Origin of the sequence: Paenibacillus sp. FSL K6-3182 (assembly GCF_037976325.1) — a bacterium.
Lineage (GTDB): Bacteria > Bacillota > Bacilli > Paenibacillales > Paenibacillaceae > Pristimantibacillus.
Genome location: NZ_CP150265.1, coordinates 5,420,886 through 5,434,074, shown reverse-complemented (window position 1 = coordinate 5,434,074; position 13,189 = coordinate 5,420,886). Strand labels below are relative to the sequence as shown.

The 13,189-nt window shown below is 44.0% G+C and carries 8 protein-coding genes; all 8 read left to right on the top strand.

Annotated features, from left to right (window positions below; translation table 11 throughout):
* Positions 1 to 94: 94 nt before the first annotated feature.
* Positions 95 to 1,408: an extracellular solute-binding protein gene (locus tag MHH56_RS24025; protein WP_339204181.1), complete on the top strand. Its 1,314-nt coding sequence runs from the start codon at positions 95 to 97 to the stop codon at positions 1,406 to 1,408.
* Between the two features lie 84 nt (positions 1,409 to 1,492).
* Positions 1,493 to 4,435 carry an extracellular solute-binding protein gene (locus MHH56_RS24020; RefSeq protein ID WP_339204180.1) on the top strand — a complete coding sequence of 981 codons (2,943 nt, stop codon included), beginning with the start codon at positions 1,493 to 1,495 and terminating at the stop codon, positions 4,433 to 4,435.
* Positions 4,436 to 4,453: 18 nt separating this feature from the next.
* Positions 4,454 to 5,428 (top strand): sugar ABC transporter permease, encoded by a 975-nt coding sequence (locus MHH56_RS24015; RefSeq protein ID WP_339204179.1) that lies wholly within the window; start codon positions 4,454 to 4,456, stop codon positions 5,426 to 5,428.
* 5 nt (positions 5,429 to 5,433) lie between these two features.
* The gene (locus tag MHH56_RS24010) at positions 5,434 to 6,315 is read left to right on the top strand and encodes a carbohydrate ABC transporter permease (RefSeq protein ID WP_076271716.1); all 882 of its coding nucleotides are present in this window, start codon (positions 5,434 to 5,436) and stop codon (positions 6,313 to 6,315) included.
* 20 nt (positions 6,316 to 6,335) lie between these two features.
* A complete protein-coding gene (locus tag MHH56_RS24005) occupies positions 6,336 to 8,429 on the top strand; it encodes a YIP1 family protein (protein ID WP_339204178.1) in 2,094 nt (697 codons plus the stop codon).
* 12 nt (positions 8,430 to 8,441) lie between these two features.
* Positions 8,442 to 10,988: a DUF5696 domain-containing protein gene (locus MHH56_RS24000; RefSeq protein ID WP_339204177.1), complete on the top strand. Its 2,547-nt coding sequence runs from the start codon at positions 8,442 to 8,444 to the stop codon at positions 10,986 to 10,988.
* Positions 10,985 to 11,890 carry a sugar ABC transporter permease gene (locus MHH56_RS23995; protein WP_339204176.1) on the top strand — a complete coding sequence of 302 codons (906 nt, stop codon included), beginning with the start codon at positions 10,985 to 10,987 and terminating at the stop codon, positions 11,888 to 11,890. Before MHH56_RS24000 ends, MHH56_RS23995 begins: the two co-directional genes overlap by 4 nt.
* Before the next feature lie 20 nt (positions 11,891 to 11,910).
* Complete coding sequence (locus MHH56_RS23990) at positions 11,911 to 12,873, top strand: carbohydrate ABC transporter permease (RefSeq protein WP_339204175.1); 963 nt, start codon at positions 11,911 to 11,913, stop codon at positions 12,871 to 12,873.
* The last annotated feature ends 316 nt before the right edge of the window (positions 12,874 to 13,189 follow it).

Sequence of the window (13,189 nt, the reverse complement as noted above, 5' to 3'; positions counted from 1 at the left end):
TTCAAATATACTCCAATCCTTATACATTAGGCGATCATTCATTTGGGTTTAGTAAGGAATGTATCCAAAAAATGATATTAAGGGGGAAAGAAGAATGAAGCTAAAATTATTAACGATGATGCTGATTTTTGCAATGTTTGTATTTACTGGATGCTCGCAAAATTCCGGATCTAATGCGCCTAAGGATGAGCCAACCCCGTCTCCTACAACGGAGACCGTCGAGGAGACGGCAACGGAAGCGCCACCTTCAACTGCGCCAGTCGATGAGAAGATTGACTTCAAAGGCGGAACGATTCGCATCGGGCAATGGTGGGGAATGGAAAACTATTTGAATGAGGAAGAGAAGGAAATGCAGCGTAAAGCAGAGGAAAAATACAATGTGAAAATTGAGTATGTAACCGTACCTTTCGCTGAGATTCAATCAAGAATAGTAACAACTTCCGTAGCAGGGCAGCCTTTTGCCGACATTATTATGATTCCGACGGAATGGGCTATTCCGAAGATGGTTAAAGAGGGGTATCTTCGCAATATTGACGACCTAGTGGATATGAAAGACCCTAACTGGAATCAAGTTATGTTGAAGAATGGCAGCTACGGCGGGAAGCAGTACAGCTTCACCGACAAGGACAATAACGGCAATGGATTCTACTATAACAAAACGTTAATTCAGAAATTCGGTTTAGAAGATCCTTATGAATTGCAGGAAAAGGGCGAATGGACTTGGGATAAGTTTCTAGCGATGACCAAAGCTGCTACGAAGGATGGCGTATTCGGCGTAACTCCTTATGATACAGCTTCGAGCCTAACGCTTCCTTTCATTTACTCTAATAACGGATCTGTAACGAAAGATGACCAAATTACATTCGAGGAACCGGAAGCATTAGAAGCTATTCAGTTTGTCTCCGATTTATACAATGTTCATAAAGTTGTGGGCGGATCTTTTGTGGAAGGTAAAGCGCTATTCTATCCTGGAGCTCGTTGGGTTTCAGCAGATTTCAATGGCAGCTTGGCTGATGACTGGGGTTATGTATTCTTTCCTAAGGGTCCTAAAGCAACCGAATATGTTGTTCCAATAACTGTAAACATGTGGCATCTGATGGCGGATGTAGAAAACCCAAAAGCAGTTATGACAGTTTGGCAGGAGCTTTATGAGAGAAACCCTGAAAAAGGCTATGATGGCGTAATTCGTGGAGAAGAAGCTAACTTTAGAAGTGAAGAGGGCCTCAATACGCTGCGTAAAATGCTTGGTAACGGAACGGTGATGCAGTTCTTTGCCTATGATGGCTTTCAGGGCTATTTCAATGAAGCGATTAATAATATCATGACTGGAAAAGCGACACCTGCAAGTGAGCTTGCGAGAATTAAACCGCTTGCTCAGGCTGCAATTGATGTGACTGTGAAGAAATAAGGTTTGGTTGTATAAAACGCTGCGCGCACCCCAATTCTTTTCTATGGTTGGGGTGCTGCTCATAAGCGGGAAGGGGGATTCCATATGGAAAGCGTCAATAAATATGGAATAGTCAAGGTAGTACTTTTAGTGACGCTATCTGCTGTGTGTATCCTGCCCCAGAGCTTTCAATCAAAGGGGATATCCACGGTAAAGGCAGCCTCAAATGCTGCTGATACTTCTGAAGCTATCTCGGAGCAGATGCTCGGTAGTAAGAGTGAGAACGGATACGACCAATATTTGGTGAAGCATCAGAATGCGCCTAGGCCAGGGCAAGAGATTATCATCCCAGGAGATACCTTCTCTAAAGTGGTAGACATGAAGGCTAACGTCGTTAACGACATGGCTGGATTGGCGGGCAATGCGGTTGAATCGGATGAAACGGGAAGTATCTCATGGGAGTTCGATGTAACGAATGAAGGCTTATATAATATTGCAATACTTTTTTACCCAATGGAGGGTAAGGGTGCGGATATTGACCGCGAGCTGCTGCTTGATGGAGAAGCGCCGTTTGCTGAGAGCAGAAACTTAGTGTTCGGAAGAGTGTGGACGAGCAAAGCGGAAATTGCACGTGATAAGCGCGGGAATGACACCCATGTCCAGCAGGTAGAGCTGCCGATGTGGCAGGAGACGTACGCACGAAGTGCGGATGGTCGCCACAATGAACCCTATTTATATTACTTTACACAAGGGAAGCACAGCATCACTTTAGTTTCCGCTAAGGAAAAGATGCTTATTCGTTCTATCAAGCTGAACCAAGTTGAACAAGCGAAGGATTACGAAGCGGTTGCCGCTGAATATGAGTCGAATGGTTATAAAGATGCTTCTGATGTCATGATCAAGGTTCAAGGGGAATTAGCGGATCTGAAGTCAAGTCAAGTACTTTATCCGATGATGGATCGCAGTAGCCCTTCTACCGAGCCTTATCATATGTCTCAAATCCGACTCAATACGATCGGCGGCTTCAACTGGGCGGAATCCGGTCAGTGGATGACTTGGGATATAGAAGTGCCGGAAGATGGACTTTATCATATCGGCATTAAATATAAACAAAGCTTTCAACGAGGTATGATTTCTTATCGCAAAATGTATATTGACGGCAAGCTGCCGTTTCAGGAGGCTGATGGCATTGCCTTTGGTTTCTCAACGAACTGGGAAATGAATGAGCTTGGAGACGGGAAGAGTCCGTACCAATTTTATTTAACGAAAGGCAAGCATGAGATTAAGCTTGAAGTGACACTCGGAGAAATGGCATTGCTGCTGCGAACAGTGGAGTCCAGCGTGCTGGATCTAAATTATATTTTCCGGCGCATTATTATGGTGACGGGCGCGGTACCGGATGAATATCGGGATTATCAGCTTGATAAAAAAATTCCAGAGATGATTGAAGTCTTCACCAAACAAATTGAAGTGTTGAAATCTATAGTTGAGCGTGTAGAGAAAATATCTGGTGGCAGCAGTGATCGCACAGCTTCATTGAATCGGCTCATTTTTCAGCTGCAAGACATGGTAGATGCTCCAGAGACAATAGCACGCCGGTTAGAGACGTTCAAATCCAATACAAGTTCATTAGGAGATTGGATTTATTCCATCAATTATATGCCTTTATCGATTGATTATCTTGTCATTGCCTCTCCTGATAAGAAAATGCCTGCTGTCAAAGCGAAGTTTTTCAAAAGAATGAAGCATCAAGTGGGCACTTTCATGCTCTCTTTTTTCACCGACTACAATGTGCTCGGTTCGACGGAGAAAGGCAGTAAAAAAATTACGGTGTGGATGACGCAGGGTATTGATCAAGCAAAAATTGCAAAGCGGCTTATTGATGAGTCATTTACTCCTGAAACCGGAGTTGCCGTCGACATAAAAGTGGTCAGTGAAGGCGTGCTCATGCAAGCCATGCTGGCAGGACGCGGTCCTGATGTTTCCTTCGCTCTGCCGGAAGATAAGCCAGTCAATTATGCCTTACGGAATGCAGTGGAGGATTTATCCAAATATCCTGGGTTCGACAAGGTGAAGCAGCGCTTCCATGAGAGCGCATTAGTTCCTTATGAATTTAATAAGGGTACATTCGCACTGCCTATTGAGCAGCAATTTCCGGTTTTATTTTATCGGAAGGATATTCTTGAGGAAATGAATCTGGAAATTCCGCAAACATGGGAGGATGTCTTTGAGATTATTCCTGAGCTGCAGAAGCAAAACCTGTTATTCGGCTTCCCTATTCAGGTTTTGGTGAAAACGGGGGCGAACGTACAAGATAACGCTACATTGCCGGTTAACTTTACCTTTGGTACGATGCTGTTCCAAAACGGCGGGGAAATTTATCGCAAAGGTGATAAAGCCAGCGCACTAGATACTGAGGTGTCCGTAAAATCATTTATCGATTGGACGGAATTATATACGACCTATAAGCTGCCGTTAACGACCGACTTCGTCAACCGTTTCCGCAGTGGAGAGATGCCAATCGCGATTGCTGACTATACGAGATTCAATCTCATCAACGTCGTTGCACCGGAGCTGAAAGGACTATGGAATTTCACTCTTGTTCCAGGACTTGAGCAGGCTGACGGCAGTATTCACCGAGAAGTGCCTGCAACTGGAACAGCTGCTATTATGCTGAAGGATAGTAAGCATAAGGAGGAAGCATGGTCCTTCCTAGACTGGTGGACCAGCACGGACGTGCAGGCGAAGTACAGTCTTGAAATTGAAGCCATTTTCGGGCCGGCTGGAAGAACTTCCACAGCTAATCTGGAAGCGGTGGCTCGGATTCCTTGGCAGGTGAAGGATTACAACGTATTAATGGAGCAGTGGAAATGGGCAAAGGGATTGCCAGAGGTTGCTGGCGGATATTTCACTGGCCGTCATCTTGACAATGCGTTCCGCAGCGTCGTTATCTCTAACGAGGATCCACGTGAAGCGATAGACCATTATACGAAATTTATTAATGAGGAAATTGTGAAAAAACGAAAAGAGTTCGGCTTGCCAAACTAGAGAGAGGGGGCGGTTGTTATGTCAGGCCCAAATCAAGCAAGCGTTGAATTGCAGGGTCCAAGCAGATTGAAGAGGCAGCCTAGCGAGAGGCAGAAGAGGCTTGCTCATCTTCGGGGCGAGATTAGTGTGAAACGGCATGGCTATGTACTCCTTGCTCCATATTTCATACTCTTCTTTATCTTCACCGCCTTCCCAGTCCTTATGGCATTCGGACTTAGCTTCACGGATTTTAATGTACTTGAAGCGCCAGGGTGGGTGGGTTGGGAAAATTATGCCAACTTGTTCGTCAAGGATGAAGTGTTTTTAATTGCGTTGAAAAATACGCTACTGTTCGCGGCGATAACCGGTCCGCTCAGCTATATCGTTTGCTTCTTTCTTGCATGGCTCATCAACGAGCTTTCACCTAAGATAAGGTCTGTTATTACGCTTCTATTTTATGCGCCTTCGATTTCAGGAAATGTATATTTGATATGGCAAGTTGCCTTCTCTGGCGATTCTTTCGGCTATATCAACGCATTCCTGATGAAATGGGGATTTATTCTTGAACCGATTCAATGGCTGCAGGATCCCAAATACATGCTGGCGATTATTATGCTGGTTCAGCTCTGGTTAAGCCTCGGTACAGCCTTTCTGGCTTTTATCGCTGGATTACAAGGAATGGATATGACGCTAATTGAAGCTGGTGCGATCGATGGCATAAGAAATCGCTGGCAGGAGCTGTGGTTTATTACATTGCCTTCACTGCGTCCGATGCTGATGTTTGGCGCGGTTATGCAGATTACATCTTCGTTCGCGGTCGCAGATGTGGCAACAAGCCTAGTCGGCTTCCCAAGCCCGCAGTATGCGGGACATACAATAGTAACGCATCTGAATGATTTCGGGACGATACGTTTCGAGATGGGCTATGCTAGTGCGATTGCAACCGTATTATTCGCGATTATGCTAGGCTCAAACTTGGTCGTGCAGAAATTGCTTCGGAAGGTGGGTGACTAGAGAGCATGAATATAAGCTTTCGTCTGCGTCGAGAGAAGAAACTCAATCGTTCCCTTCCTGTTGATATAGCTCTATTTCTAATATTGCTAGGAGCAGGAGCATTCATGGCAGTGCCTTTCGTTTTCATGATTAGCACTGCGTTAAAGCCTTTGGATGAGATGTTCCTGTTTCCTCCCACATTTATTGTACGCTCTCCAACAGTAGATAACTTTTATGATTTGTTACTTATTTTTTCTGATTCATGGGTACCGCTTTCTCGTTATGTGTTTAATACGGTCTTTGTTGCATTAACCGGTACGGTCGGGCACGTCATTTTAGCTTCCATGGCAGCGTATCCGTTAGCGAAGCTGAAGCTTCCAGGCGGCAATATCCTATTCGGGATTGTTATTCTATCGCTGATGTTTGCTTCACAGGTAACTTCCATTCCCAACTATTTAACGATTACGTGGCTGGGTTTGCTTGACTCTTATTGGGCACTGATTTTCCCGGCACTAGCAACTTCGCTGGGTTTGTTTCTAATGAAGCAATTTATGGAGCAAATCCCTGATGCTATAATCGAAGCCGCGAAAATTGATGGTGCGAGCGAGTACCGGATCTTTTGGACCATAGTCATGCCAATGGTTAAGCCAGCGTGGCTAACGCTTATTATTTTCTCCTTTAAAGGCTTATGGGGAACAGGCAGCGGAGGCCAGGGCGCTTCCTATGTGTTTAGTGAACAGTTAAAAACGATGGATTATGCCTTTAGCCAAATTTTGTCCGGAGGATTTGCTCGTTCAGGACCGATGGCTGCCGCTGCGCTTATTATGATGCTTGTGCCGGTCACGATCTTTATCGTGACGCAAAGCAGCGTGATTCAGACAATGTCGACATCAGGCCTGAAAGAATAAAAGAGAAAGGGGGAACGCAATTGGCGTCCATAAGGGGCATTGCATCATTTCTTATCCTTATGTGCTTCATTACCGGCTTCGCTGTTCCGGCTTATGCTCTGCCTGATCACGGATACAACTATTCCTACTGGGAAGAGGCGGAGCCTGCGCCGTATCCTTATCTGGCCGAGAAGCATGTGGATGGATCGGAGCTTGGTATCGGCCATTTTAATGTTCCGCAGGATTTATTTGTTGCCAAGGATCATCGGATTTATATCGCAGACACAGGTAATAATCGTATCGTCAGCTTAGATGAGAATGGCAAACTTATTCGTACGATAGACGGTTTTGACAATAACGGCAAGAAGGAAACCTTCAACAAGCCTTATGGCGTATTTGTCGATGCTTCACAAAATATTTACGTTGCGGATACGTACAACAATCGGATCGTTAAGCTCAGCAATGATGGAACTCTCATTCAATTGTTCGGAGCTCCTGAGTCCAGCATAATTCCGGAAGGGTTTCAATATTTCCCCTTCAAGCTGTTCGTTGATAAGTTTGATCGGATTTACGTGATTGCGCAAGGTGCCTTTGAGGGAATTATGGAGCTTGACGCTTCAGGTGGTTTTAAAGGTTATATCGGCACGAACAAGGTGAGATTTAATCCAACCGACTTGCTATGGAAACGTTTATCGACCAAGGAGCAAGTAGGGAAAATGGAGTTATTCCTGCCAATTGAATTCAGTAATTTGGATGTCGATGATCGTGGCCTAATCTATGCCGTATCTTCGGAGGCTAATTCCAATACACCAATTAAGAGGTTTAATCCAAGTGGGGAGGACATATTGCGCCGTGAAGGCTATTTCCCTCCGATGGGAGACATTTCGGTTATTCGTCTTGACACCACAAAGAGTGTAGTGAGTGACCAAAAAAATAGAGGAAGCTCTAGATTCATTGATGTAGTATCCGATGAAAGCGGCATGTATAGCGGCTTAGACTCCACTCGCAACCGCATCTTTACCTATGACCGCGATGGCAACCTGCTCTATCAATTTGGGGGAATAGGCACACAGGCTAATAACTTTCAAAAACCGGTTGCCCTTTCAATGCTCGGAGAGCGAATAGCAGTTCTGGATAATGAGATGAACCGGATGACGATTTTTGCGCCGACTCGCTATGGCAAACTAATCCGGCAAGCTGTAAAAGCCCATTATGCGGGCAAGGTGGATGAAGCTGCTGATTCATGGAATAAGGTGCTTCAGTTAAACGCTAATTTCGATATCGCTTATATTAGTATGGGCAAAGCGTTTCTCAAGAAAAACGAGAACAAGATGGCCATGAATTATTTCAAAAACGGAAATAACAGGAAGTATTATTCAGAAGCTTTCAAACAATACCGCAAGCAATATGTTTGGGATCATTTCGGTACCATTATGACGGTTCTACTCTCCGCTGCCGCGCTCTTCGTTGCGATCCGTATCTATTGGGTCAAAAGAAAGCCGAAGCTCTACTTTGTTGAAACCAATATTGTAAAAGCGCCTTTCTATACAATGATGAGACCTTTTAACGGATTCTGGGAGATGAAGTATGAACAGAAGGGTCGAGTGAAAATTGCGCTGATTATTCTGTTGTTACTTGTCGTGACGATGATTTTGAAGCGGCAATACTCGGGCTTTGTTGTTAATTTCAATAAGCTAAGTACACTTAACAGCGTGGATGAGCTCATCTATATTGTGCTGCCATTTATTTTGTTTTGTGTGGCTAACTGGTCACTGACAACATTAATGGACGGTGAAGGAAAGTTTCTTGAGATTATTACGGCTGTTGGTTATTCGCTGCTGCCGTTCATTATTTTGTACCTGCCGCAAGTCGTATTCAGTAATATGATTACGCATGAAGAAGCCCCTTTTTATTATTTGATTGAGTCTGCAGCTATTTGCTGGTTTTTGTGGTTGTTGTTCGTGGGTATGATGACCATTCACCAATACTCTATTTTCAAAACACTACTGACTTTATTCCTCACCGTTGTAGTCATGGTTTTTATTGTTTTTCTATGCATCCTGTGTTTTAGCTTACTGCAGCAGATGACCACTTTCATACTTTCAATCTATTCAGAAATCAGGGCAAGAGCGTGAGGAGGTGCGTAAATGAATAAGGGAAAGAAACGGACGATATTGATGATGCTATGCTGTCTTATTGCAGCATCATGCCTATACGAAACCATATTCAGGAGCGAGATGGAGGCTGCGAACGAGAGTCAGAAAGTGAAGAAAGATAACCACGAAGTGACTATCGCTTCCGAAATGAGCGCGCTTCCCGATGGAATGGGTATGATTGCTGAGAATGAGTATTTGCAGCTATTTATCGATAAGAAGACGACTGAGGTCAGTGTGAGGGAGAAACGCAACGGGCAAGTATGGTCGACCAATCCCATTGATCATGCCAAAGATACGATTGCAACGGCAATTAATAAAACCAATCTAGCCTCACAGCTGATTATTTCGTATTTCAATGACAAAGGGCATGAGTCCTTTATGAATAATGAAGAAGAGAGCATTAAGAAAAATCAGTTTGAGATTGCTCTCGTTGATAACGGCGTCAAAATCACTTACGAAATCGGAAGCTCAGAGAAGGGTCTAAGTTCTATCCCGAAAGCTGTTGGCAAAGAACGGTTTGAAGAACGAATCTTGAATAAAATTGCGGATGAAGCAGTTAGAAATAAGCTTCGTACTCGTTTTTTCTACAACGAGGAGAAGCAGCAGTATGAGCGCAAAAAAATGCAGGATTATGTCGTAAAGGACGTCGTGGCGGTTCTTGAGTCCATCGGCTATACGGCTGAAGATGCACAAGAGGATAACCAGATGGTGGAGAGTGGGGATCAGGCAGAAAATGTAGCACCTCGATTTACTATCCCGCTTATCTACCAGCTTGAGGGTGAGAATCTCATTGCACGAATTGCAACGGACGAGGTAATGGATTCGGACGCATTCCCCCTTCATACGATGCAATTACTTCCATTTTTCGGAGCTACTGATCATGAGGCTGAAGGTTATATGTTTGTGCCGGATGGATCAGGAGCACTCATTTATTTGAACAATAACAACCATGCAGCACGTGCCTATGAGGTTCCGCTGTATGGCATCGATCAGACACCGCTGCAAAATTCGAGAACTGAGGTTCAATATACACAGGTTTCTAGATTTCCTGTTTTTGGAATGAAACAGGAGAATCACGCGATGTTTGCCATTATTGAACAGGGTGATGCCCAGGCAACAATAACGGCGGATACGAGCGGCAAGCTGAATAGCTATAACCGGGTAGGTGCCACTTTCAAAATGAAAGACATGGAACCAGTTGTGTTTAGAACGGGCTCGGTTACCAAGCAGGTCCCTAAATATTCGGAGATGTATGATAGTGGCCTTCAAATTCGCTATGCTTTTTTAGAAGACTCTTCTGCTGATTATACGGGAATGGCTAATTACTACAGGGACTATCTGATTAAGCACGATGGCTTGACTCGGCAAAAAAGCGGGGGCGACACGCCATTCGTTCTGGAGTTAATCGGCTCGATTCCTGTTCGTAAAAACTTTCTAGGTATTCCTTATCCATCTACCGAAGCGGTAACCACCTATTCACAGGCGATAGAAATACTGGAGTCTTTGCAGCAACGTGACATATCCCAAATCCAGCTCAAATATTCAGGCTGGTTTAACAAGGGCGTTCAGCACAGGCTGCCATCATCGATCAAGCCGGATTCTATTCTTGGTGGAAAAAAGATGTTTGAAAAATTATTAAATTATGCAGAGGAAAACAATATCGAGGTATATCCGGACGTTGCTTTTCAGAGAGTTTATGATAATGGCAAGGGCTTTCAAGCATCAAAAGATGCCACGCGCTTCCTTAATCGTAAATCTGCTAAAAGCTTTGATGATGATATTGTAACAACCAATCCTTCAGATATGCTTTACTATTTGCTCTCACCTCGTAAATTGACGGGCGTGGTAGATAAGTTTCTGAAGAACTATGAATCATTTGACTCCGATGGCGTTTCCTTACGTGATTTGGGAGAGGATTTAAACAGTGATGTTACCTCTCATGAAACCGTTAACCGACAGGAAGCCATAGGGATTATAGGTGAAAATCTGCAGAAGATTAAAGGAGAAACCGGGAAAATCATGCTTAGCGGAGGGAATGCTTACACATTGCCGTATGCGAAGACGATCGTAAATGCTCCGCTCACGAGCAGTGAATTTAATATTGCTGACGAAGATGTGCCATTCTACTCTATGGTTTTGCACGGATATGTGGACTATGCCGGAACGCCTATAAACCTCGGCCGTGATCAAGATCAGAGAACCGCCTTGCTAAAAACGCTGGAGACAGGATCCAATGTATTTTATCAATGGTTTTACGCACAGCCTACTATGATTCGTGATACGAAGCTGAACAGCTTATATTCTCCGCATTATGGAGATTGGTTTGAGGAGGCCGTTCAACTATATAACGAATCCAATGCCATCTTAAGAGATGTGCAGGATCAGACGATTAAGGGCCACCGCAAGTTAGCTGATGAAGTATTCGAAACAACGTTTGAACAAGGCAAAAAAATAATAGTGAACTACAATAAATCAGCGGTAACAGTAGACGATATTTCTATTGAAGCTCAGGGCTACCGCGTGATCGGCGGTGGATGATGATGAAGCGTAAAAGTCCGACGCTGCAGCAGAAAAAGTCTAGACTAGGCATTCTTTTCGTAACTCCTTGGTTTCTAGGCTTTGTTTTCTTGTTTAGCATTCCATTGTATAAGTCTTTTCTGTATAGCTTAAATACGCTAACTCTTGGTAAGGGCGGCTTCGATACCAAATATGAAGGATTTTTATTTTATAAGCAGCTATTTATGTCGCATCCAACGTTTAATCGAACGCTGATTGAGGCAATTTCTGATATTTTGATTAATGTGCCGTCTATTACGATATTTAGTTTATTTGTCGCAACTTTGATTAATCAGAAATTTAGAGGAAGGATATTTGCGCGAGCCGTATTCTTTCTTCCGGTACTTCTTGCAGCACCCGTGCTATCACTGGAGAACAGCTCAGAGATGGCATCCATTGCCTCAACGATTACGGGTTCTTCAAGTGAGGATGGAGGCTTTGCTTTTACTAGCTTTGAGCTTCAGCGAATGCTGGTTGAGGCGGGTGTAGGTAATGGGATTATTAGCTACATTACAGGATCAGTGGATCGGATTTATGAAATTATCAGCTCATCTGGTGTGCAGATACTGATATTCCTTGCAGCGCTCCAATCGATCTCACCATCTTTGTATGAAGCAGCGAAAATTGAGGGGACGACCGGCTACGAAGCGTTCTGGAAAATTACTTTCCCGATGCTTAGCCCTATTTTACTGACGAATATCGTGTATACCGTTATTGACTCCTATAGTACAAACGCATTAAGCCAGATGATAACCGATACGGCGTTTCAAACACTTAATTTCAGCCTCAGCGCAGCGATGGCGTGGGTGTACTTTCTTATCGTATCCGTCATTCTACTTGTGACCATGACACTCGTTTCACGCAAAGTATTTTATTACGATTAACAGGCAAAGGGGGGAATACAGTGAAGCTGGCCATCCGTTCAAGCGCAACAGCTTGGAGAGAACGTGCAAGGCGATTCAGCCTGCTTAATTGGAGTAAGCATTGGAGCTGGGTGACTGTTCGAACGATACTCGTGATCGGTTTTTGCTTTGTGATTTTATATCCGCTGTTTTTCAAACTATCGGTGTCGTTTAAGGATCGTGTGGATTTGTATGATACGACCGTACTTTGGATCCCGAAAAACTTCACATTGGATACGCTAAAAATTGCCTTTGAGGCGCTCCGCTATCCGAAGACATTCATGAGCTCATTTACGATTGCGGGAGTTTCGACTCTCCTGCAAGTGATTTCCTGTTCTCTGGCGGCATTTGGATTTGCACGATTGCGCTTTAAAGGGAGTAAGATTTTATTCGGGGGCGTTATCTTTACTATTATCGTGCCTGTGCAAACGATTATGATTACAACTTATCTCAATTATCGTTACTTCGATGTATTCGGTCTTATCCAGTTGTTCACCGGACAGAAGGGGATTAATCTTCTAGACAGCTATTGGCCATTTATTCTTCAATCTGCTACCGGTATGGGAATAAAGAGCGGTTTGTTTATCTTCATTTTTCTCCAGTTTTTCCGAGGCATTCCTATGGAGCTGGAGGAGGTTTCTTACATTGATGGATGTACCGTTTTTCAATCGTTTTACCGCATCATGCTGCCTAATGCCATTCCATCGATCGTTACAGTTGTCCTATTCTCGTTCGTGTGGCAGTGGAATGACAATTATTTCGTCTCTCTATTCCTGACATCAACAGATGTATTATCGACCAAGTTGCCTGTCATGTGGGCTTCCTTCTCTATGACGGACCCACTCTATGCCTATATGGTTAAAAACGCGGGCGAGCTGCTGTTTATTGCACCGATCGTACTTTTGTATATGTTTGCACAGCGCTATTTCGTAGAAAGCGTAGAGCGCAGCGGATTGATTGGGTAAATGATTTTGGTAGGTTAAATCAGCCTATCAGGTAAGCCATTTTGTGTACAATGAATAGCTCTTAGAACTTATACATCGTTCTAGGGGCTATTTTCGTTAAAAGGTTCTAATGATAACTGGATTACTGAAGTCTATAACAGTAGTCAAAAATTGCCGGGGAAGCACTATATGAGTTTACACAAAAGATTGATCGCGAATTTTCTCCCACGATTTATCTTAGGGCAGTACTCCTCAATGAACCAGATGAGATCTTTTTCTGGCCGTGGCGGAAAACGTTTGGTGTCAGCGGCCTGCGATTGAGCGGCTGATGCGGCGG

Excerpts from the sequence above, each read along its gene's own strand:
- MHH56_RS24025 (WP_339204181.1), top strand. The coding sequence starts at position 95 with ATGAAGCTAAAATTATTAACGATGATGCTGATTTTTGCAATGTTTGTA.
- MHH56_RS24020 (WP_339204180.1), top strand. The coding sequence starts at position 1,493 with ATGGAAAGCGTCAATAAATATGGAATAGTCAAGGTAGTACTTTTAGTG.
- MHH56_RS24015 (WP_339204179.1), top strand. The coding sequence starts at position 4,454 with ATGTCAGGCCCAAATCAAGCAAGCGTTGAATTGCAGGGTCCAAGCAGA.
- MHH56_RS24010 (WP_076271716.1), top strand. The coding sequence starts at position 5,434 with ATGAATATAAGCTTTCGTCTGCGTCGAGAGAAGAAACTCAATCGTTCC.
- MHH56_RS24000 (WP_339204177.1), top strand. The coding sequence starts at position 8,442 with ATGAATAAGGGAAAGAAACGGACGATATTGATGATGCTATGCTGTCTT.
- MHH56_RS23995 (WP_339204176.1), top strand. The coding sequence starts at position 10,985 with ATGATGATGAAGCGTAAAAGTCCGACGCTGCAGCAGAAAAAGTCTAGA.